Genomic DNA, 19,966 nt, shown 5'->3' on the forward strand with positions numbered 1-19,966 from the left:
CCGACGCGGACTTATTCAAAAACCGGGAGCGCTTCCTGAAGCCGCGCCCCGATGCGCAACGGAGAAATCTTTTCGGCGAGGCCCGTGCGGTCCGAGATCTCGACCGCCACGCCGCATACCGTCACCGGGCCGTCAGCAACCTCGAACCGGCCCTTCGGGATTTTGTTGACGAAGCGCTGCAGCGGTTCTTCCTTGTCCATCCCGATCGATGAATCATAGTCCCCGCACATGCCCACATCGCTCATATAGGCCGTGCCGCCGTTGAGAATCTGGTAATCCGCCGTCGGAATATGCGTATGCGTGCCAACGACAAGGCTCGCGCGGCCATCCACAAAATGACCAAAGCACTGCTTCTCGCTTGTCGCCTCGGCATGAAAATCGAACACGACCGCGTCCGCCTGTTCCCCCAGCGGACAAGCCGCCAGTTCGTCTTCAGCGGCCTGGAACGGATCATCGAGATCCGGGTGCATGAAAACCCGGCCCATGATGTTGGAAACCAGCACCCGCGCGCCGTTTTTCGCCAAATAGAGGCCGGAGCCGCGACCCGGCGTGCCTGACGGAAAATTGGCTGGCCGCAGAAATCGTTCATGATTGTCGCAGAAAATGAGGGCTTCTCGCTGATCCCAGACATGGTTGCCGGTGGTCACCACATCGGCGCCAGCCTCGATCGTCCGCAAATAAATTTCCTCGGTAATGCCGAATCCGCCGGCGGCGTTTTCACCGTTCACGACGACGAAATCAAAACCGTATTCCTCGATCAGCGTCGGCAATTTTTTCCAGACCGCGTTACGTCCGTTGCGGCCAACCATATCCCCCAGAAAAAGCAAACGCATTCAACAACACCTGTATCAGTCTCGGACGGAAAAACGGCGCATCCCGCTTTCCGTTAATATGGCCGGCAGCGGAATATCGTGATCCTCCGCGGGAACGGTTTCGACCTCCTGGACGTCCAGCGCGACGCCGATCAGCCGTGGCATCTTACCCCTGTCGCGCAGTCTGGCAATGGCCCTGTCATAGTGTCCGGCGCCATAGCCTATACGGTGTCCGGTTGCATCGAACGCGGCCAGCGGCGCCAGCATCAAATCAGGGTCCAGGACTTCCGCCTCATCGCCAGGGCCCGCTGTTCCGAAACCGGTGTCGACCATTGGCGCGCCGCGCACGAGTTCACGGAAAATGATCGTCGTGCGGTCGAGCACGACCGGAAGGCACAGACGCGCGCCCTTCTCCATCAACCGGAACATCAGGGGACGGACATCCACTTCCGAGCGGATCGGCCAGAAGCCGGACACGATCTCGCCGGGATGGATGTCAATCGAACCCGCGCCGATTTCAGCGATTGCGAGGCTGGCCTCGATCCGCGACTCGGGATCCGTCGCATCGCGCGACAACAAAGCCGAATTTCGAATCTCGGCCTTGGATGGTGAACGCGTCATAGGGGAAGGATCCGGGGCAGGCGGTGAAGAAGACGACGAAGCGATCCACGACGACCGATGGACGATTTACGATCCCGGGAACCTACAAAGTAGGTGGGCGCCGTGTGAAAAAACCCACGGGTCTAAACAGGGACAGCTCCCTTAGGATCGAGTAAGGCCCCGGGGATTGTGTGTCCTGTCGGGAAGCGCAGATCGCAACCCGAATATAGTCCTTGCAAATGTCGAATGGAAGCGTCCGAACGACCGAATTTTGTCGCAGTGGCGTCAGGCCTGCTCCAGCTTGATGGCAATGCGCTCGACCTGCTCAGTTACGTCGTCGACCGCGGCGACCAGCGCGGATTCAGCCTTGTCCGCCTGGCTGAGCGCCGCGTCACGCGTTTTTTTCAGGCTGCCCATCTCGTTTTCCAGACCGTCAAGCTTGCGTTGGGCCTCTGAAAGCTCGTCCATGACCAATATGCCAGCCATGACCGTCAGCCGAAGATCGCCGATTTCGCCGAACTGTCCTTTCAGATGGCTGACATAACGGTCGAACCGATTCGCCAGCTCGCTCAGATGGTCTTCCTGGCCAGCTTCGCAGGCCATTCTGTAGGCCTTGCCGTCGATATTTACAGTCACTTCAGCCATGAGTCCTACCGATCGATGACGGCGCGAATGGTTTCCATCGCCGCGACAAGGCGACGCGACACCTCGCGATTTGCTTCCTGAAGCCGGGTCGCGCGATCCTCGGAATGATCGAGTTCCTGGGCCAGCCGCGATCGGTCCGCGTTGAGGCGCTGGACTTCCTCATCCGCGTCAGCCGCGTCTCGGCTCCTTTCGACATGCCCGTCCACCGCGTTTTCAAGACGCGTGAGGACCTTGGTCAGTTCATCGAGAGCTGTTTTTGCTGTTTTCGCGCCCGGCATAACACGTTGCCCTGTGCTGGCAAGCAACCGAATCACCATGTTATCGGGTACTTACCGGATGGAGATTAAGCAATGTCGCAAGCAACCGTCAACGTTCTTGCAACGCTGGTGCACATGATTTTGATTTGAACCCTGACGCGAAGACAGTTCGCGACTTCCTCACAGCCCGGCGCCTTTTGCAGGATTCAGTCCTTTGCGGCGCGTGCGCCAACCCCGCGCCGCAAGGGTTTCAGCGGCGTGGATTATGTGGTCGGCCTTTGTTGACTCCTTGTTTGCACCTGCTATGTGTCACCTGCTTTACGGGCTGTGGGGGTTCAGAATTTCGACCACGCAAAACAGCGAATTCTGATCGCCGACCGTTCCGATCCCGAGCCTGCCTGAAACGACTGTAAAAGCCGAGTTGTCATGATCCCACGCGAAAAACACGACCGGATGGCCAATGCGATCCGCTTTCTGTCGATGGACGCCGTAGAAAACGCAAAGTCCGGTCACCCCGGTCTGCCGATGGGCGCAGCCGACATCGCCACGGTCCTGTTTACGCGTTTCATGAAATTTGATCCGAAAGTGCCCGATTGGCCGGACCGCGACCGGTTCGTCCTGTCCGCCGGACACGGTTCGATGCTTCTCTACTCGCTGCTTTATTTGCTCGGGTACGAAGACATCAACATGGAGGAAATCAAGAATTTCCGTCAGCTTGGATCGAATACGGCGGGGCATCCGGAATATGGCCACGCCGCCGGCATCGAAACGACCACCGGACCGCTAGGCCAGGGTCTGGCGAACGCCGTGGGCATGGCGATTGCAGAACGCAAGCTCAACGACGAGTTCGGCGACGATCTGGTCGACCACCACACCTATGTGCTCGCCGGTGACGGTTGCCTTATGGAAGGCATCAGCCATGAGGCGATTTCACTTGCGGGCCACCTCAAGCTCAACAAGCTGATCGTCTTCTGGGACGATAACGGCATTTCGATCGACGGTCCCGTCAACCTTACCGACTCCACCGATCAGATCGCCCGCTTCGAAGCCGCCAGATGGAACACCATTTCCATCGATGGTCACGATACAGACGCAATAGCCGACGCGATCGAGAGCGCGCGCAATTCGGACAAACCGACGATGATCGCCTGCAAGACGGTCATTGGTTTCGGCGCGCCGACCAAGGCCGGCACGGCGAAGGCGCATGGATCGCCGCTCGGCGATAAGGAAATTGCGGAAACGCGCAAAGCGCTCGGCTGGTCGGAAGCGCCCTTCGAGATACCTTCCGATATTGTCGACATGTGGCGGCTCGCAGGGTTGCGTTCCACCAAGGAGCGCAAGGCCTGGCAAGAACGACTCGCCGAAACGGCATCCGAAGCCCGGACGGTTTTCGAGCGCCGCATGAGCGGCGGTCTGCCTGGCGGCTTCGAGTCCGCCATCGACGCATACAAGAAGAAGCTCGCCCGCGAACAACCGGCCATGGCGACCCGCAAATCGTCCGAAGCAGCGCTCGGCGTGATCAACACGGCTATTCCGGAAACCATTGGCGGATCCGCGGACCTGACCGGGTCCAACAACACCAAGACGGAGGATATGGGCGTCATCACGCCTGAAGATTTCTCCGGCCGATATCTGCACTACGGCGTGCGTGAACACGGCATGGCCGCAGCCATGAACGGCATCAGCCTGCATGGCGGCCTGATTCCCTATGGCGGCGGTTTCCTCATCTTTTCGGACTATTGCCGCCCCTCGATCAGGCTCGCCGCGCTGATGGGCATCCGGGTCATACACGTCCTGACGCACGATTCCATCGGTTTGGGAGAAGACGGACCGACCCACCAGCCGGTCGAACACATGGCGTCGCTGCGCGCCATTCCCAACCTTCTGACCTTCCGTCCCGCCGATGCGACGGAAGTGCTGGAATGCTGGCAACTGGCGCTGGAATCCGAACATCGCCCGTCGGCGCTTGCTCTGACGCGGCAGGATCTTCCGTCCATCCGTCCGGAGTATGAAGAAGAAAACATGTGCGCCTTCGGCGCCTATGACCTCGCGCCGGCGAGCGACGCCGACATCACGATCTTCGCTTCCGGATCAGAGGTCGAGATCGCGCTGGATGTGCGCACAAAACTTGAAGCGGCCGGTCATGTCGCCCGTGTCGTTTCCGTCCCGAGCTTCGAGCTGTTCGAAGAACAGTCGGAAGAATACAAGGAAGCCATCATCGGCGATTCGCCGATCAAGGTGGCGATCGAAGCCGGAATCCGGCAGGGCTGGGACCGCTTTATCGGAAATGACGGCCTGTTCGTCGGCATGCACGGTTTCGGCGCGTCGGCGCCTTACAAGGACCTGTACAGTCATTTCGGAATCACCGCCCAGGACGCGTTCGAAACCATCCTGTCGACGCTGGAAAGCCTGGCCGGTCAGGAAGACTGAATTAAAAGTTGTCAACACCCCTTGTGTGACAAGGGCATATTTCGGGAGACCCATTGATGACCGTCAAAGTCGCAATCAACGGATTTGGCCGCATCGGCCGCAACGTGCTGCGCGCCATTAGCGAGTCAGGCCGGACTGATATCGAAGTGATCGCCATCAACGACCTTGGACCGGTTGAAACGAACGCGCACCTGCTGAGATATGACAGCGTTCACGGCCGCTTTCCGGCGGATGTGACGGTTGACGGAGAAACCATCGATGTCGGCAAGGGTCCGATCAAGGTGACCGCGATCCGCGATCCCAAGGAATTGCCGTGGGGCGATGTGGACGTAGCGCTTGAATGCACCGGCATCTTCACTTCAAGGGAAAAGGCGGCGCTGCATCTCGAAAACGGATCAAGCCGCGTTCTCGTATCGGCTCCGGCCTCCGGCGCCGACAAAACCATTGTCTATGGCGTCAACACCGATGCGCTGACCGCCGACGACCTCGTCGTTTCGAATGCATCCTGCACGACGAACTGCCTTGCGCCGGTCGCCTACACGCTGAACAAGGCCATCGGCATCGACAAGGGCTTCATGACAACCATCCATTCCTATACGGGCGACCAGCCGACGCTCGATACGATGCACAAGGATCTGTACCGCGCGCGCGCCGCAGCCATGTCGATGATCCCGACATCGACCGGCGCGGCTAAGGCCGTCGGCCTCGTCCTGCCGGAACTCAACGGCAAGCTCGACGGCGTCGCCATCCGCGTTCCGACGCCGAATGTGTCTGTTGTCGATTTCAATTTCATCGCCTCCCGCGAAACCAGCGTGGAGGAAGTCAACGAAGCCATCCGGACCGCCGCCAACGGCGAACTCAAGGGCATCCTCGCCTTCACGGAAGAGCCGCTCGTTTCGATCGACATGAACCACAATCCGCATTCGTCGATTTTCCACATGGACCAGACCAAGGTGATGGATGGCACCTTCGTGCGCATCCTGTCCTGGTACGACAATGAGTGGGGCTTCTCGAACCGCATGTCGGATACGGCCGTCGCCATGGGAAAGCTCATCTAGCCACTGAAGACGAACACCGGCTCGGAGGAATCCGGATGCTGTCGATCAGGCCGAATTGCGAATATTGCGATCGTGATCTGCCACCGGATTGCACCGAAGCAATGATCTGCAGCTACGAGTGCACTTTCTGTTACGACTGTGTCGACACGGTGCTCTCCAATGTTTGCCCGAACTGCGGCGGCGGCTTCGAACGCCGGCCCGTTCGGCCGGCGAAGGCTTGGCGGACCGGCGCCTGCCTGACGAACCAGCCGCCGTCATCACAGCGGGTACACATGAAGCAGGACATTGACCTGCTTCCCGCTTTCATCGAGAAAATCCGCAAAATCCCGCCGGGAGAGCGATGACATGACTACATTCAAGACCCTTGACGATCTGAAAGATATCGCCGGCAAGCGGGTTCTCGTCCGCGTGGACCTGAATGTGCCGGTCAAGGACGGGAGGGTGACGGACACCACGCGCATCGAACGCGTGGCCCCGACCATCCTTGAACTGGCGTCGAAGAACGCCAAGGTCATACTGCTTGCGCATTTCGGACGCCCCAAGGGCAAGCCCGAGACGACGATGTCGCTCGGTCCGATCGCCGACAAGGTGGAAGAGGTTCTCGACCAGCGGGTGCATTTCGCGCCCGACTGCATCGGCGAGCCCGTGGCCAGGGCAATGTCGCACATGACCAATGGCGACATATTACTTCTGGAGAATGTGCGCTTTCACGCCGGCGAGGAGGCAAACGACCCGGAATTCGCCCAGGCGCTGGCCGCAGAAGGTGATATCTACGTCAATGACGCCTTTTCAGCGGCGCATCGCGCGCACGCCTCGACGGAAGGGCTGGCGCATCTGCTTCCCGCCTATGCCGGACGGACCATGCAGGCCGAGCTCGAGGCTCTGGAAAAGGGTCTGGGCGATCCGGATCACCCTGTCGTCGCCATCGTCGGCGGCGCCAAGGTCTCCACGAAACTCGACCTCCTGATGAACCTTGTCCACAAGGTCGACGCGCTGGTCATCGGCGGCGGCATGGCCAACACCTTCCTCGCTGCGCGTGGAACGGATGTCGGAAAATCGCTGTGCGAACATGATCTGGCGGACACCGCCAAGCAGATCATGATCGAGGCGGCCGGCGCCGGCTGCGCAATCGTTCTGCCGGTGGACGCCATTGTCGCGCGTGAGTTCAAGGCGCACGCCGAGACGCAACAGGTCAAGGTCGACGCAATTCCAGCCGATTCGATGATCCTGGACGTCGGCCCGGACTCGATCGCCGCGATCATCGAATGGATCGGCAAGGCGAAAACCCTCGTATGGAATGGCCCGCTCGGCGCATTCGAAATTCCGCCTTTCGATACGGCGACGGTCACGGTCGCCAGATTCGCCGGCGGACAGACGGAACAGGGCCTGCTGATTTCGGTCGCAGGCGGCGGCGACACGGTGGCGGCGCTGAACATGGCTGATGTCGCCGATGACTTCACCTATGTCTCGACGGCGGGCGGCGCGTTTCTGGAGTGGATGGAGGGCAAGCCGCTGCCCGGCGTGGAAGCGCTGATGGACTGACGGCCCGAGGCGTCGCCATTGTCCACAACCGCAGAGCAAGCCTCCATTTAAAACGATTAATAGTTTTTTTAATCGTTTCAGGCTTTTAACCGCCATTTACAAGCCCGACAGTTCTGCTATCGGCATCCCCCGACACAATTGATGCGCTGGCTCTTTCGGGTCGGCGACGCAGGGCAAGGGAGAAAAAGCCGATGACCGAACGTCTGGAAGATATTGCCGCCGCCATGGTCGCGCCCGGCAAGGGCATACTCGCAGCAGACGAATCCAGCGGAACGATAAAGAAGCGTTTCGACACGATCGGCGTGGAATCCACCGAGGACAATCGCCGCGACTATCGCGAAATGCTGTTTCGCGCGGATGACGCCATGCAGAATTGCATTTCCGGCGTGATCCTGTTCGACGAGACGCTCCGGCAGAAGGCCGTCGACGGCACGCCGCTGGTCAAGCTTATCAGCGATGCGGGCGCGGTTCCCGGCATCAAGGTCGACGCGGGCGCCAAGCCGCTCGCCGGCTTTGACGGCGAGACCGTGACGGAAGGCCTGGACGGCCTCCGTGACAGGCTCAACGAATATTACGGTCTGGGCGCGCGCTTCGCCAAGTGGCGCGGCGTCATCTCGATATCCGACGACCTGCCGACCGGCTATGCTGTGGAAGCCAACGCCCACGCGCTGGCGCGTTATGCAGCGCTTTGCCAGGAAGCCGGCATCGTGCCGATCGTCGAGCCGGAAGTGCTGATGGATGGCGAGCCGGGCGATCATTCGATCGACCGCTGCTACGAGGTGACCGAAGCGGTTCTGCGCAGCGTCTTCAACGCGCTCTATGACGCAGATGTCCTGCTCGAGGGGATGGTGTTGAAACCAAACATGGTCATAGACGGCAAGGCCAAGCGGACCGCGAGCGTCGAGGAAGTCGCCGAAAAAACGCTTCGCTGCCTGAAATCGACCGTCCCTGCAGCCGTTCCCGGCATCGCTTTCCTGTCCGGCGGACAGTCCGACGAAGAGGCGACGGCGCATCTTTCTGCAATGAACGCGATGGGCGACCTGCCTTGGGCGCTGACGTTCTCCTATGGCCGCGCGCTGCAGGCCGCGGCGCTTCAGGCCTGGTCCGGCAAGACGGAAAACGTCGCAGCCGCGCAAAGGGCCTTCAGCCACCGCGCACGGATGAACGGGCTCGCCGCCATGGGCGACTGGAAGGCCGACCTGGAAAAAGCCGCCTGATACAAAAGGACGCGACAGGCGGGCGCACAAGCGCCGGCCTGCGCCTTGACAGGCGCAGCGGCAAACGGTGAAATCCCGCGAAACCCGCCGGACCACTCACCCATGCTGAAAACCCGAACCAAACTCTTCTACGGCGTAGCCAGCTGGTTGTTGCTGCCGGCAGCACTCTACTATGGCCTCAAGGTCAGGGCGCGCACGCCGCGCCAGGCGCCGCCGGCCGGTCCGCAAAGCGGCGTCGCAGGCGTCGCGGGGAAAGAGGCCTACCGCCTCCTCGTCATCGGCGATTCTTCGGCCTGCGGCGTAGGCGTGGAAGATGTCGCAGATTCGCTTGCGCCCCAGATCGCCGGTTTCATCAACAGCAAATCGAACGCATCGGCGTCCTGGCGCATATCCGGATCGAATTCAGCCACGAGCGGACAGATCCGCGACCATGTTACGCCCAATCTAGAACGCCGGCCCTACACCCATATCGTGCTGTCTCTCGGCACCAACGACATGAAGAACTTCCATACCGTCAGCCGATTCAAGAAAGCGTTTGGCGGACTGCTTTATGCGCTCCACGCAAAGTGGCCGGACGCGACCCTCATCTGGTCGCCGCTGATCGACATGAAGACCGTTCCCGGGTTTCCGGCCCCCCTCTCCGCAATCCTGCAAATGCGCCGCGAACTCATCAACGATATGGGCGTGAAGCTGTGCAACGAGCGCTACGCTACGGTCGCGCCGCTTCTCGAATCATCCAATCCGCTCGGCTATTCCATCGACGGGTTTCACGCCAGCGCGGCCGGCTACGGCTACTGGGCGGAACTTCTTGCCGACACGATCCTTGCGCTTCCCGGACCGGCCGGTCACTCCACCTGAAGCACGATCGCCAGGCTCATCACCACAAAGGCGATGACGGCGATCTTCCAGAAGTCTCCGCGCTTCTTCAGACCGGGCAGGCCGAGCGGCTTGATGATGTGAGCCGCCATCGCCAGCAGCAGGAATAGGGCGAGTATCTTGGTCACGAGCGCCTAACCGTCCAGGTCGAGCACGATTTTGCCGATGTGCTGCCCTTCCTCCATACGGGCATGGGCGGCGGACGCGCGTTCGAACGGAAAGATCGTGTCCATGACCGGCGCGACCTGGCGTTTTTCCAGTAGCGGCCAGACCTTTTCGTGCAACTCCCGTGCAATCTGCGCCTTGAACTCGATGCTGCGCGGCCTGAGCGTCGAGCCGGTGTGAACCAGCCGCTTGACCATGAGCTTGAAAAAATTGACCTCCGCCTTCGGTCCGCCAAGGAAGGCGATCTGCACAATGCGCCCTTCCTCGGCCGCAGCGTCGAAATTCCGTTCGATATAGCTGCCGCCGACCATGTCGAGGATCAGATTGGCGCCCACGCCATTCGTGGCGTCCCTGACGGCCGCGACGAAATCCTCGTCGCGATAGTTGATCGCGCGATCGGCGCCGAGATCGAGACAGGCCTTGCATTTTTCTTCCGTGCCCGCCGTGGCGAGCACCGTCGCGCCGAAGGCCTTGGCGAGCTGAATGGCCGTCGTGCCGATGCCGGACGTTCCGCCGTGGACCAGAAATACCTCGCCTTCCCGCAGGCCGCCACGCTGAAAGACATTATGCCAGACGGTGAAATAGGTTTCGGGTATGGCGCCCGCCTCGTTGAAGCTGAAGCCTGCTGGCGCCGGCAGCGCATTGCTGGCGTGAACCGTGCAGAACTCCGCATAGCCGCCGCCCGGAACCAGTCCGCACACGGCGTCGCCGACCTTGAACCCCTCGGCGCCGGGTCCGAGCGCCTCGACTTCGCCGGCGATTTCCAGCCCGGGCACATCGGATGCGCCCGGCGGCGGCGCGTAGCCGCCCATGCGCTGCAGGCAGTCCGGACGATTGACGCCCGCCGCCTTGACGCGGACGAGCAGTTCCCCTTCCCGCGGCTCCGGCGCATCCCTCGTCGCCACTTCCAGCACTTCCGGACCGCCTGGCTCCCGAATTTCTATCACCCGCATCGCTTCACCTCGGTTGCTCTCGTTGAACTCACCCGTCTTATGCCATTATCATGGCCAGTCCGCCATGCCGGCGGACAAACCTCTTTTGCCTTGACGCGCCGTCGGAGGAGAACCGGGATGTCGATATTTGACGAAGAGCCTCAGAAGAAGCCCACTTTCCATGAAGTTGGAAGCGACCTGTCGATGTTGTCAGTGGATGAACTTGATCATCGAATCAATTTACTGAAGGCCGAGATCGACCGTCTGGAGAAGGAGAAGGAGTCGAAACAAAGCAGCCGGGATGCGGCCAACTCCATCTTCAGGTGAGCTCTTTTGAGCGGAAACAACAAAAAACTTTTAATAAATTCCCAACCGTTAACCGGTCATTAAGCTTTACAGGTGTTTACTGGTTGCATCCAGAGCTTCTGGATTTCGGACCGAGTGACAAAGTGGTCATTCTGTTTGATGCCTCCCTGTTAAACTTCTGAGAGCCGCCTTGCGGCTCTTTTTTTGTGTCCTCGGGTAGTCGGCATTTGGCGAAAGCCGTTAACCTTTCTTTAATTATGTTCTTGCCCAAAAGCCTCTCCATCTGCATTTTGGCTCACAAACCATGTGCACAACCGATAGGGCCCACTTTGATGTGACGTCGGAGGCAATTATAACAATGATGCCGCGGAGATTGGGACAACGCTGGCGCAATCCATACTGAATGAAATAAATGGCTGAATCCAAAGAAAACACGATACGAATTGCCGATCGTTTTACCTCTTCGGCATCCTTCAGTCTTCTGTATTCCGAAGGCATGCAGCTGGTGGAAGAAACCGCCGCCTATCTCGACGGTCCGGGACGACAGGAATCCAAGGCGCTGCCGCGTCTTGCTTCGGTTCTCTACGCCGCCGAGTCGATGCGCCTGACCACGCGTCTCATGCAGCTCGCCTCATGGCTTCTGCTGCAAAGAGCGGTCAATACCGGGGAAATGACCCGCGAGCAGGTCATTGCGGAAAAGTCCAAGGTGCGTCTCGACAGCTTCGCCTGCGATCCCTCGGCGCCGGGCTGGACTGAACTGCCGCTCGAGTTCCGCGTGCTCGTCGAACGATCGCTTCGCGTCCAGTCGCGCGTCGCCCTGCTCGACAGCGAGATCTACCATCGCGACGAACAGAAGGCGGCGCTCGTCAATCCGGATCGCGAAAACGCCGTCAAGGCCCAGCAGACATTGTTGAGCACGGCGTTCGGGACCGGCTGATCCGGTTTTCTCCCATGAAAAAACCCGCCTGGCGGCGGGTTTCGATAGTCCTGCAAGTTCAGTCGAACGCTGCCTAGAGGCCGAGACCTTCAAACCGCTTCTTGAACTTGGAGACGCGTCCGCCGCGGTCGAGCAGCTGCTGCTGGCCGCCGGTCCAGGCCGGGTGCGCTTTGGAGTCGATGTCGAGCGTCATGGTGTCGCCTTCGGAACCCCAGGTCGACCGGGTCATGTATTCCGTTCCGTCGGTCATGACGACCTTGATCATGTGATAATCGGGATGGATATCAGCCTTCATTGCAATGTCCTGCCAGTTCGGGATCGGTCGGAGCCGGAACCGGCCGCCTTGCGTCGGTTCGGGGTGCGGCAATCCGGCCCATTTAACAAACAAAGCCGCATACCGGGACGGTCACGGCTTTCCAATTCGATGGCGAGCCTATACATGATGGCCCGGAACGTGACAAGTGGCCGGATGCAATTTTGCAACCCGGCGTCAGCAAGGGAATGAAATGGCCGAAAACGGCAAGCGGAAAAAAGGCGGCCGGTCCTCGCTGCGTCCTTTGACCTATCTCTATCCGTACCTGCTCAACTATCGCGGCCTCGTCGTTTCGGCGCTGGTTTCGCTGGTCCTTGCAGCCGTCGCGACGCTCGCCCTGCCGCTGGCAGTTCGCCGCATGATCGACAAGGGCTTTTCCGGATCGAACGCCGGCTTCATCGACAATTACTTCTCGATGCTTCTGGTGATCGCCGCGCTGCTCGCGCTCGCCAGCGCGCTGAGGTACTTTTTCGTGATCACCATTGGCGAACGCGTCGTGGCGGATCTGCGCCGGGACGTCTTCGCCCATATCACCCGCCTGTCCGCCTCGTTTTTCGATCTCAACCAGTCCGGGGAAATCATTTCGCGGCTGAGCGCCGACACGACGCAGATCAAATCCGCCGTCGGCGCAACGGCCTCGCTGGCCCTGCGCAATACAATTCTTTGCCTCGGCGCGACGATCATGATGGTGGTGACCAGCCCGAAGCTCTCCGGTCTCGTGCTGCTTGCGATCCCGCTGATCGTGCTGCCGCTGGTCGGCTTCGGCCGCTCGGTGCGCCGGCGGTCGCGCGAAGCCCAGGACACGCTCGCCGAGGCCACCGCCTTCGCCAGCGAAGCGGTTGGCGCGACACGCACATTGCAGTCTTTCAACAGCGAACCCATGGCGATCCGGCGCTACGCCGAGGCAGTGGACAACGCCTTCCTGGCGGCCCGCGCCGCCACGCGTTCGCGGGCCTTCCTGACCGGCGTCGCCATCCTGATGGTCTTCGCCAGCGTCATCGGCATCCTTTGGTACGGCGCGCAGAACGTGCTCGAAGGCACGATGTCGGCCGGAACGCTCGGCCAGTTCCTGCTCTATTCCGTGGTGGCGGCGACCAGTCTCGGCACGCTGTCGGAAATCTGGGGCGAGCTCTCGCAGGCTTCCGGCGCAGCCGAGCGGCTGACCGAACTGCTGGATGAAAAACCGGCCATCGAGGCGCCGGAAAACCCGGTTGCAATGCCCGAGCCGCCGCTCGGGTCGATCGACTTCGAACAGGTGCGTTTCGCCTATCCCGCCCGCCCCGGACACCCGATCCTGGACCGGCTCTCCTTTTCCGTGAAGCCGGGCGAGACGGTGGCGATCGTCGGACCGTCCGGCGCCGGCAAGAGCACGCTCTTCGCGCTCATCAACCGGTTTTACGATCCCGACGGCGGAACCGTGCGCGTCGACGGCGTGGACGTGCGCGACGTCGATCCGTCGGATTTGCGCGCGCGGCTTTCCAGCGTGCCTCAGGACGTAACGATTTTCGCCGGCACCGTGCGCGAGAACATCGCCTTCGGACGACCCGATGCTTCGGAAGCTGAAATCATCGCCGCCGCGAAAGCGGCCTTGGTCGACGATTTCATCCGCAATCTCGAATCCGGCTACGACACGATGGTCGGCGAGCGCGGCGTCACGCTTTCGGGCGGCCAGCGCCAGCGCGTCGCCATTGCCCGCGCCATACTGAAGGACGCCCCGATCCTGCTTCTGGACGAGGCGACCTCCGCGCTGGACGCGGAAAGCGAGACCCTGGTGCAGAAGGCCCTGACCTCGCTGATGCAGGACCGCACCACGCTCGTCATCGCCCACCGGCTTGCGACCATCCTGAAGGCCGACAGGATCCTGGTCATCGACGGCGGCGAGATCGTCGAGGAAGGCGCGCACAGCGCGCTTGTACGCGAAAACGGCATCTATGCGCGTCTCGCCCGGCTGCAGTTCGACCATGACAGCGAAGCGCTGAGCGCCGCCGCCGGAGAATGACGCCCGAAAACGTGGCGCAACTCGCCTTAAATCTATAATTTATATTAAAAACAAAACCTTAAGTTTTTTCGGATTGCATTTGGCTTTGTTTCGGGATTTCGGTCTTTCCGGAATCGGATCTGGCTTTGTTTCGGGAATTGCCGTTTCCGGCGCGAAATCTGGCTTTGTTTCGGGAATTCGACTTTTCCGAAACCGGATTTGGGTTCGTTTCGGGAATCTGCCTTTTTCACGTCAATTTGGCTTCGTTTCGGGAATCCGCGTTTTTCGGGTCAATCCACGGAAAGCAGCACGCCGACCGACGCGCCTCTTTCGGCGCCCGGACTATACCACAACACGCTCGGAAAATCTTCTCAAATGTTCTCTTTTTGTTTCGACGTCGCGCAGCCCGCTATCCCTTCGCCGCTGCCCGTCCCGCGATCCTTCCGGAAAAAACGCAGCCGCCGAGGAACGTGCCTTCAAGCGCATTGTAGCCGTGCACGCCGCCGCCGCCGAAACCCGCGACCTCGCCCGCCGCATAGAGGCCGGATATCGGCTCGCCGCGGCTGTCCAGCACCCGTGACGACAGGTCCGTGTGAATTCCGCCGAGCGTCTTTCGGGTGAGAATGTGCAGCCGGACCGCGATCAGGGGTCCGTGTTTCGAATCGAGAATGCGGTGCGGCTTGGCGGTGCGGATCAGCTTGTCGCCGAGATAGTTTCGCGCGACGCGGATGGCCGCGACCTGCAGGTCCTTCGTGTAGGCATTTTCGATTTCACGGTCGCGCATCTCGATCTGCGCCTTTAGCCGGTCGTGATCGATGAGACCATCGCCGGTCAACGCGTTCATGCCCTCAACAAGGGATTCGAGCGTGTCGCGAACGACAAAATCCTCACCCTTTTCCTTGAACGCCTCGACGGGCGGCGGCGCGCCCTTCTTGACCCGCTGCAGCACCTGGCGAACGCTCTTGCCTGTCAGGTCGGGATTCTGCTCGGATCCCGAAAGCGCAAATTCCTTTTCGATGATCGACTGGTTGAGAACAAACCAGCTGTAACTGTGGCCGCTGTGCATGATGTGGCGAAGGGTCGACAGCGTATCGAACCCCGGCAGGCACGGGATCGGCATGCGATTGCCCTCAGCATCGAACCAGAGCGACGACGGTCCGGGCAGGATGCGGATGCCGTGAGCCGGCCAGATCGGCGCCCAGTTTTTCACGCCCTCCGTATAGTGCCACATCCGGTCGGAATTGATGATCGCGGCGCCCGCCGCCTCGCTGATTGCGAGCATGCGCCCGTCGACATGCGCCGGCACGCCGGAAATCATCTCCGCAGGCGGCTCGCCCAGGCGATCCCTCGGCCAATTGCGTCGGACGAGATCGTGATTGCCGCCGATTCCGCCTGAGGTGACGATCACTGTCTCCGACGTGAACGAGAAATCTCCGGTTTCGACACGGCTCGACTGCTCGGCGCGCGGTTTGGCGCATTCCTCGAGCAGCTTGCCGCGAACGCCGGTCACCGCGCCGTTGGTCACGATCAGTTCGTCGACGCGATGACGGAAACACAGCTTGACCAGCCCCTTGTCGACGCCTTCGCGCACCCGCCGTTCAAAGGGTTCAATCAGTCCGGGACCCGTGCCCCAGGTAATGTGGAAACGCGGCACAGAGTTGCCGTGACCGTCGGCAAGGCCGCCGCCGCGCTCGGCCCAGCCGACCACGGGAAACCAGCGCACGCCCTGCTGGTGCAGCCAGGAACGCTTTTCGCCCGCCGCGAAATCGACATAGGCCTTAGCCCATTTGCGGGGCCAGTGGTCCTCGTCGCGGTCGAACTGCGCAGAACCCTGCCAGTCCTGCCAGGCGAGGTCGCGGCTGTCGCGAATGCCGAGGCGACGTTGTTCAGGCGAGTTGACGAAAAACAGCCCGCCGAACGACCAGAAGGCCTGGCCGCCAATATTGTTCCCGTTTTCCTGATCGACGATGACGACGGACTTGCCGGCGTCGACGAGTTCAGCCGCGGCGACGAGACCCGCAAGTCCGGCGCCGACGATAATTGCGTCGCAGTCCATGTCTCCTCCCACATCGCGGCCGGTCTCCCGCCGGCGGCGATCCGTTCTTTTATCGCTCCGTCAGTTTCAGCTCGATACGGCGGTTGGTGGCGCGGGCCTCACGCGAATCGCCCTCCTCGATGGGCTGGAATTCGCCGAAGCCTGCCGCGACCAGCCGCTCGGCCGGAACGCCCTGTTCGATCAGGAACTTGACCACCGATGTGGCGCGCGCCGAGGAAAGCTCCCAGTTGTCGGCGTAGCGGCCGGTTCCGGACAATGGCACGTTATCCGTATGACCGTCGACGCGCAGAACCCAGTTGATATCGGACGGGATTTCGCGGGAGAGATCGCGCAGCGCCTGGGCCAGCTTCGCCATCTCGACTTCGCCGGCCTCGTTGAGGTCGGCGCCGCCGGAAGGAAACAGCACTTCCGACTGGAAAACGAAGCGGTCGCCGACGATGCGGATATTTTCCCGATCCGACAGGATCTCGCGCAATCGTCCGAAGAAATCCGAGCGGTAGCGGTTCAGTTCCTGCACGCGCTGGGCGAGAGCCACATTCAGGCGACGGCCAAGATCGGCGATCTTGACCTGGCTCTCCCGGTCCTTGTCCTCCGACACTTCCAGCGCGTCTTCCAGCGCGGCGATCTGGCGACGCAAGGCCGAGATCTGCTGGTTGAGAAGCTCCACCTGGGCCAGCGCGCGCTGACTGACCTGGCGCTCCTCGTCCAGCGTATCCTCCAGCGAGCCGATCCGCTGCTGTGCGAGATCCGAAGCGCCCGATCCGCGGTCGAGTATCTGTTGCAGCCGCGAGCGCTCGACCTCGGCCGCCGACAGCGACGCCTGCAGATTGGCCAGCGAATCCTCCAGGTCCTGGTTGCTCGACCGTTCGAGCGCCAGGAGCTGCGTCAGCTCGTTGATCTGGCTGTTCAGGCGATTGAGAACTTCGTCGCGACCGCTGATTTCGCGGCTCAGGAGAAACTGCGCAAGCACGAAGACCGAAAGCAGGAACATGATGGCGAGAAGCAATGTCGACAGGGCGTCAACAAAGCCTGGCCAGTAATCGACGCTCCGATATCCTCTCCTGCTTTTGGCGAGTGCCATCGGCTATCGATCTCCCTTGCCGCCGCCGAGCCGCTCTATCTTTTCGCTGAGCCTTTCCAGCGTGGCGCGCAGCGCTTTCGATTCGGCTTGCTGGGCCTCGATCCAGTCGCGCAGCATCTGCTGTTCGCTGCGCATGTTCTTGACGAGGCCCTGTATGCCCTCGGCAAGATTGGCCATGGCGGCGGTGGAGCGCTGGTTGATGCCGCCGCCGGCCTGCGCCATGTGCTGCACCGTCTCGGACAGACGGCGAATATCTTCGGCGTTGTCGGCGCCGCCGGCGGATTCGTGCACGACGTCGAAATCCGGATCGGTGACCGTCGACAGCCAGTTTTCCAGTTCGGTGTAGAACCGGTTCTGGGCGCGGCCGGCCTGCAGGTCGAGAAAGCCGAGAATGAGAGAACCCGCGAGACCGAACAGCGACGAGGAAAACGCCGTGCCCATGCCGTCGAGCGGCGAGGAAAGCCCTTCCTTCAGGGCCGCCAGCACGTCATTCGTGTCGCCGGTTCCCGGATCCAGCGACTGGATGACCGTATTGATCGAGCCGATCGTCTGCAAAAGGCCCCAGAACGTACCGAGAAGGCCAAGAAAGACCAGAAGCCCGATGAGATAGCGCGAAGTGTCGCGCGACTCGTCGAGACGCGTGGCGATCGAATCGAGAATCGAGCGTAGCGACGACGTCGTCAGGGACATCGATTCCTTGCGGGTGAGAAATGCGCGCATCGGGGCCAGCAGGGTCGGGTGGCGAACATTGCGCACGCGTTCTCCACCCTGCACGAAGGAATTGACCCAGCGCACTTCCGGCCGCAATCGCAGCACCTGGTTGAAGACCAGGAAAACGCCGATCGCAAGAACAAACAGGATGAGCCCGTTGAGACCGGGATTGGCGAAAAACGCCTCCGATATCTGCCGATACAGGATAGCGGCCAGAAATCCCGACATGATGAGGAAGATCAGCTGGCTCCAGAAAAACACGAGCGGGCTGGACAGCCGGCTCGGCTGAAGACCATCCTGATCCGATAAGCCCCATCCCGATAGTTTCAGTTTTGCCATATGCAAGAAACCCCAGATTCTACATCAGTCGGCCATTCCTTCAGCCAACCGGTCTGCCGGATTCATGCCCGCGTCCCGTTCGGGGGAGCACAACAGTACACAGGAATCATTGCCTCCCCTCCGGCACGGAAGAGAGATAAACAAAAACAAGCACAAAATAAAAGACTTGTTGGGCAACAACGAGACAGAAAAGGAGCCACACTGTCAAATCTCGGGAATTGAACAGGACAAGCTGGTGCATACACTCAGGCAGATGCCCGGCGCTGGGCCGTTTGCGATAAATACTGGAAGCTATTTATGAGATATGCGTGGATTGAAGAATTCGAGGGCCCCCGGCGGGAGGAATTGTACGAATTCTATAAAAAGGAATGGTGGACGAAAGGCCGGACATTCAGTGATGTCGCGCAAATGCTCGACCATTCCGATCTCACACTGGGCTGCTGTGGCGAAAACGGCAAGCTTGTCGGGTTCTCGCGGGTTCTGACCGACTTCACTTTCAAGGCCCTGATTTTCGACGTCATTGTTCACAGTGACTTCAGAGGTTACGGCATAGGCAAAGCGCTGATCGATCGCATCATCGGCCACGATGCGCTTTCCAAGGTGAACAGTTTCGAACTTTACTGCCCGGAGAGACTGATCCCCTTCTACCAGAAATTAGGTTTTAACGAGGGTACGTCCAAGCTATTGCGCTTCAAACGATGAACACCTCTCCCAGTCCTGGGAAAAGCCGTCCGCCGATCTATCCGGGTGCACTTATTCCACCGGCCGTTTGAGCGCTTGCATAAGTTCCCGCTGGATTCGCTCGTTGCCGGTGACGACGGCGCCGGTCTCGAAGATCCTGTTTCCGCCGGACCGGTCCGAAATGAACCCGCCCGCTTCGCGGATGAGAATAATGCCGGCGGCGATGTCCCAGGGGCTCAGGCCGTCTTCCCAGAAACCGTCAAAACGGCCGGCCGCGACATAGGCGAGATCAAGGGCGGCGGAGCCGCTGCGGCGAATCCCGGCCACTTCGCCCATCACGTTGCGCAGTTCGATCAGAAACTGGCCGTGCTTGCCGCGTCCCAGATGCGGCACGCCGGTGCCGATGACGCAATCGGTGAGAGTCTTTCTTGCCGCGACCCGCATGCGCCGGTCGTTGACGAAAGAGCCGCCGCCGCGCTCGGCCGTGAAGAGTTCGTCGGTGACCGGGTTGTAGACGACGCCGGCGACCATCTCGCCCTGCCGTTCAAGCCCGATCGACACCGCAAAATGCGGGATGCCGTGCAGAAAGTTGGTGGTGCCGTCCAGCGGGTCGACGATCCAGCGATGCTGCCCGTCCGTGCCCTTCTCCTCCTCGCTTTCCTCGCCCAGGAAGCCGTAGGTCGGCCGGGCTTTCAGCAATTCCCTGCGGATCACGTCCTCGGCTTTTTTGTCGGCCTGGCTGACATAGTCGCTAGGACCTTTCAGCGAGACCTGCAGGTTTTGAACTTCGCCGAAATCGCGCGAAAGGGACCGGCCCGCCTTGAAGGCGGCCTGAACCATGACGTTGAGAAGGGCTGAACGGGCCATTGATTGCGTCTTTTCCTGACGGTTGACCGGCCTAGTGGAGCAAATTTGACATTTGAGTCCCGCAAGTCGCGAATTCGTTTTCAAATGTCAAATTAAAAAGCTCCACTAGAAACATAATCCGGCGAGTGGTCGTGAAGATTCCGACATTTGCTACAGAACACGT

The 19,966-nt window shown here is 60.6% G+C and carries 21 protein-coding genes and 1 other RNA gene; 10 read left to right on the forward strand and 12 right to left on the reverse strand.

Annotation, left to right across the window (positions count from 1 at the left end):
* Nucleotides 1–11: 11 nt before the first annotated feature.
* From K1W69_RS18020 to K1W69_RS18040, 5 genes are all read right to left on the reverse strand, one after another.
* A complete protein-coding gene (locus K1W69_RS18020; protein ID WP_220229807.1) occupies nt 12–833 on the reverse strand; it encodes a TIGR00282 family metallophosphoesterase in 822 nt (273 codons plus the stop codon).
* Nucleotides 834–848: 15 nt separating this feature from the next.
* Nucleotides 849–1,433 (reverse strand): 5-formyltetrahydrofolate cyclo-ligase, encoded by a 585-nt coding sequence (locus K1W69_RS18025; protein ID WP_220229808.1) that lies wholly within the window; start codon nt 1,431–1,433, stop codon nt 849–851.
* 38 nt (nt 1,434–1,471) lie between these two features.
* Nucleotides 1,472–1,630: non-coding RNA, 6S RNA (gene ssrS, locus K1W69_RS18030), on the reverse strand.
* Nucleotides 1,631–1,697: 67 nt separating this feature from the next.
* Complete coding sequence (locus K1W69_RS18035) at nt 1,698–2,057, reverse strand: cell division protein ZapA (protein ID WP_220229809.1); 360 nt, start codon at nt 2,055–2,057, stop codon at nt 1,698–1,700.
* Between the two features lie 5 nt (nt 2,058–2,062).
* On the reverse strand, nt 2,063–2,335 hold the full coding sequence (locus tag K1W69_RS18040) for a DUF4164 domain-containing protein (protein ID WP_220229810.1): 273 nt from the start codon (nt 2,333–2,335) through the stop codon (nt 2,063–2,065).
* A 405-nt stretch (nt 2,336–2,740) separates the two neighbouring features.
* On the opposite strand from K1W69_RS18040, the gene tkt reads away from it, so the two are divergent.
* The 6 genes from tkt (at nt 2,741) to K1W69_RS18070 (ending at nt 9,419) form a co-directional block, all read left to right on the forward strand.
* Nucleotides 2,741–4,744 (forward strand): transketolase, encoded by a 2,004-nt coding sequence (gene tkt / locus K1W69_RS18045; protein WP_220229811.1) that lies wholly within the window; start codon nt 2,741–2,743, stop codon nt 4,742–4,744.
* 56 nt (nt 4,745–4,800) lie between these two features.
* On the forward strand, nt 4,801–5,802 hold the full coding sequence (gene gap, locus K1W69_RS18050; RefSeq protein ID WP_220229812.1) for a type I glyceraldehyde-3-phosphate dehydrogenase: 1,002 nt from the start codon (nt 4,801–4,803) through the stop codon (nt 5,800–5,802).
* A gap of 35 nt (nt 5,803–5,837) precedes the next feature.
* The gene (locus K1W69_RS18055; protein WP_220229813.1) at nt 5,838–6,146 is read left to right on the forward strand and encodes a DUF1272 domain-containing protein; all 309 of its coding nucleotides are present in this window, start codon (nt 5,838–5,840) and stop codon (nt 6,144–6,146) included.
* Between the two features lies 1 nt (nt 6,147).
* On the forward strand, nt 6,148–7,344 hold the full coding sequence (locus K1W69_RS18060) for a phosphoglycerate kinase (protein ID WP_220229814.1): 1,197 nt from the start codon (nt 6,148–6,150) through the stop codon (nt 7,342–7,344).
* Between the two features lie 191 nt (nt 7,345–7,535).
* Nucleotides 7,536–8,561 carry a class I fructose-bisphosphate aldolase gene (locus tag K1W69_RS18065; RefSeq protein ID WP_220229815.1) on the forward strand — a complete coding sequence of 342 codons (1,026 nt, stop codon included), beginning with the start codon at nt 7,536–7,538 and terminating at the stop codon, nt 8,559–8,561.
* A 102-nt stretch (nt 8,562–8,663) separates the two neighbouring features.
* A complete protein-coding gene (locus K1W69_RS18070; RefSeq protein ID WP_220229816.1) occupies nt 8,664–9,419 on the forward strand; it encodes an SGNH/GDSL hydrolase family protein in 756 nt (251 codons plus the stop codon).
* Here the strand turns inward: K1W69_RS18070 and K1W69_RS18075 are convergent.
* Both K1W69_RS18075 and K1W69_RS18080 read right to left on the reverse strand, forming a co-directional pair.
* Complete coding sequence (locus tag K1W69_RS18075; protein WP_220229817.1) at nt 9,407–9,565, reverse strand: hypothetical protein; 159 nt, start codon at nt 9,563–9,565, stop codon at nt 9,407–9,409. The genes K1W69_RS18070 and K1W69_RS18075 overlap by 13 nt on opposite strands.
* A gap of 6 nt (nt 9,566–9,571) precedes the next feature.
* On the reverse strand, nt 9,572–10,555 hold the full coding sequence (locus K1W69_RS18080) for an NAD(P)H-quinone oxidoreductase (RefSeq protein WP_220229818.1): 984 nt from the start codon (nt 10,553–10,555) through the stop codon (nt 9,572–9,574).
* A 117-nt stretch (nt 10,556–10,672) separates the two neighbouring features.
* Here K1W69_RS18080 and K1W69_RS18085 point away from each other — a divergent pair, with 117 nt between their 5' ends.
* Both K1W69_RS18085 and rcdA read left to right on the forward strand, forming a co-directional pair.
* Nucleotides 10,673–10,861 carry a DUF1192 domain-containing protein gene (locus tag K1W69_RS18085; RefSeq protein WP_220229819.1) on the forward strand — a complete coding sequence of 63 codons (189 nt, stop codon included), beginning with the start codon at nt 10,673–10,675 and terminating at the stop codon, nt 10,859–10,861.
* Nucleotides 10,862–11,252: 391 nt separating this feature from the next.
* Nucleotides 11,253–11,777 carry a protease adaptor protein RcdA gene (gene rcdA / locus K1W69_RS18090; RefSeq protein WP_220229820.1) on the forward strand — a complete coding sequence of 175 codons (525 nt, stop codon included), beginning with the start codon at nt 11,253–11,255 and terminating at the stop codon, nt 11,775–11,777.
* A 73-nt stretch (nt 11,778–11,850) separates the two neighbouring features.
* Here rcdA and rpmE read toward each other — a convergent pair whose 3' ends face one another.
* Nucleotides 11,851–12,072 (reverse strand): 50S ribosomal protein L31, encoded by a 222-nt coding sequence (gene rpmE, locus K1W69_RS18095; protein ID WP_220229821.1) that lies wholly within the window; start codon nt 12,070–12,072, stop codon nt 11,851–11,853.
* Nucleotides 12,073–12,283: 211 nt separating this feature from the next.
* Between rpmE and K1W69_RS18100 the strand changes: the two genes are divergently transcribed.
* Complete coding sequence (locus tag K1W69_RS18100; protein WP_220229822.1) at nt 12,284–14,089, forward strand: ABC transporter transmembrane domain-containing protein; 1,806 nt, start codon at nt 12,284–12,286, stop codon at nt 14,087–14,089.
* Nucleotides 14,090–14,477: 388 nt separating this feature from the next.
* Here the strand turns inward: K1W69_RS18100 and K1W69_RS18105 are convergent, their stop codons facing one another.
* From K1W69_RS18105 to K1W69_RS18115, 3 genes are read right to left on the reverse strand one after another with little or no spacing between them, the layout of a single operon-like run.
* Nucleotides 14,478–16,124 carry an FAD-binding dehydrogenase gene (locus tag K1W69_RS18105; protein WP_220229823.1) on the reverse strand — a complete coding sequence of 549 codons (1,647 nt, stop codon included), beginning with the start codon at nt 16,122–16,124 and terminating at the stop codon, nt 14,478–14,480.
* A gap of 49 nt (nt 16,125–16,173) precedes the next feature.
* Nucleotides 16,174–17,205 (reverse strand): peptidoglycan -binding protein, encoded by a 1,032-nt coding sequence (locus K1W69_RS18110; protein ID WP_220229824.1) that lies wholly within the window; start codon nt 17,203–17,205, stop codon nt 16,174–16,176.
* A gap of 3 nt (nt 17,206–17,208) precedes the next feature.
* Nucleotides 17,209–18,255, reverse strand: a complete 1,047-nt coding sequence (locus K1W69_RS18115) for a MotA/TolQ/ExbB proton channel family protein (protein WP_220229825.1) — start codon at nt 18,253–18,255, stop codon at nt 17,209–17,211.
* 297 nt (nt 18,256–18,552) lie between these two features.
* Between K1W69_RS18115 and K1W69_RS18120 the strand changes: the two genes are divergently transcribed.
* Nucleotides 18,553–18,957 (forward strand): GNAT family N-acetyltransferase, encoded by a 405-nt coding sequence (locus tag K1W69_RS18120; RefSeq protein WP_220229826.1) that lies wholly within the window; start codon nt 18,553–18,555, stop codon nt 18,955–18,957.
* A gap of 51 nt (nt 18,958–19,008) precedes the next feature.
* On the opposite strand, the gene K1W69_RS18125 is transcribed toward K1W69_RS18120, so the two are convergent.
* Nucleotides 19,009–19,803 carry an inositol monophosphatase family protein gene (locus K1W69_RS18125; protein WP_220229827.1) on the reverse strand — a complete coding sequence of 265 codons (795 nt, stop codon included), beginning with the start codon at nt 19,801–19,803 and terminating at the stop codon, nt 19,009–19,011.
* Nucleotides 19,804–19,966 lie beyond the last annotated feature (163 nt).

The organism is Flavimaribacter sediminis, assembly GCF_019492055.1.
Classification (GTDB): Bacteria; Pseudomonadota; Alphaproteobacteria; order Rhizobiales; family Rhizobiaceae; genus Flavimaribacter; species Flavimaribacter sediminis.

Bases quoted from the DNA above. Each gene is read 5' to 3' on its own strand.
- K1W69_RS18060 (WP_220229814.1), top strand. From the start codon at position 6,148: ATGACTACATTCAAGACCCTTGACGATCTGAAAGATATCGCCGGCAAG.
- K1W69_RS18020 (WP_220229807.1), bottom strand. From the start codon at position 833: ATGCGTTTGCTTTTTCTGGGGGATATGGTTGGCCGCAACGGACGTAAC.
- K1W69_RS18080 (WP_220229818.1), bottom strand. From the start codon at position 10,555: ATGCGGGTGATAGAAATTCGGGAGCCAGGCGGTCCGGAAGTGCTGGAA.
- K1W69_RS18040 (WP_220229810.1), bottom strand. From the start codon at position 2,335: ATGCCGGGCGCGAAAACAGCAAAAACAGCTCTCGATGAACTGACCAAG.
- K1W69_RS18085 (WP_220229819.1), top strand. From the start codon at position 10,673: ATGTCGATATTTGACGAAGAGCCTCAGAAGAAGCCCACTTTCCATGAA.
- K1W69_RS18055 (WP_220229813.1), top strand. From the start codon at position 5,838: ATGCTGTCGATCAGGCCGAATTGCGAATATTGCGATCGTGATCTGCCA.
- K1W69_RS18120 (WP_220229826.1), top strand. From the start codon at position 18,553: ATGAGATATGCGTGGATTGAAGAATTCGAGGGCCCCCGGCGGGAGGAA.
- gap (WP_220229812.1), top strand. From the start codon at position 4,801: ATGACCGTCAAAGTCGCAATCAACGGATTTGGCCGCATCGGCCGCAAC.
- K1W69_RS18105 (WP_220229823.1), bottom strand. From the start codon at position 16,124: ATGGACTGCGACGCAATTATCGTCGGCGCCGGACTTGCGGGTCTCGTC.
- K1W69_RS18110 (WP_220229824.1), bottom strand. From the start codon at position 17,205: ATGGCACTCGCCAAAAGCAGGAGAGGATATCGGAGCGTCGATTACTGG.
- K1W69_RS18035 (WP_220229809.1), bottom strand. From the start codon at position 2,057: ATGGCTGAAGTGACTGTAAATATCGACGGCAAGGCCTACAGAATGGCC.
- tkt (WP_220229811.1), top strand. From the start codon at position 2,741: ATGATCCCACGCGAAAAACACGACCGGATGGCCAATGCGATCCGCTTT.
- K1W69_RS18115 (WP_220229825.1), bottom strand. From the start codon at position 18,255: ATGGCAAAACTGAAACTATCGGGATGGGGCTTATCGGATCAGGATGGT.
- K1W69_RS18125 (WP_220229827.1), bottom strand. From the start codon at position 19,803: ATGGCCCGTTCAGCCCTTCTCAACGTCATGGTTCAGGCCGCCTTCAAG.
- K1W69_RS18025 (WP_220229808.1), bottom strand. From the start codon at position 1,433: ATGACGCGTTCACCATCCAAGGCCGAGATTCGAAATTCGGCTTTGTTG.
- K1W69_RS18070 (WP_220229816.1), top strand. From the start codon at position 8,664: ATGCTGAAAACCCGAACCAAACTCTTCTACGGCGTAGCCAGCTGGTTG.
- K1W69_RS18065 (WP_220229815.1), top strand. From the start codon at position 7,536: ATGACCGAACGTCTGGAAGATATTGCCGCCGCCATGGTCGCGCCCGGC.
- K1W69_RS18100 (WP_220229822.1), top strand. From the start codon at position 12,284: ATGGCCGAAAACGGCAAGCGGAAAAAAGGCGGCCGGTCCTCGCTGCGT.
- rcdA (WP_220229820.1), top strand. From the start codon at position 11,253: ATGGCTGAATCCAAAGAAAACACGATACGAATTGCCGATCGTTTTACC.
- rpmE (WP_220229821.1), bottom strand. From the start codon at position 12,072: ATGAAGGCTGATATCCATCCCGATTATCACATGATCAAGGTCGTCATG.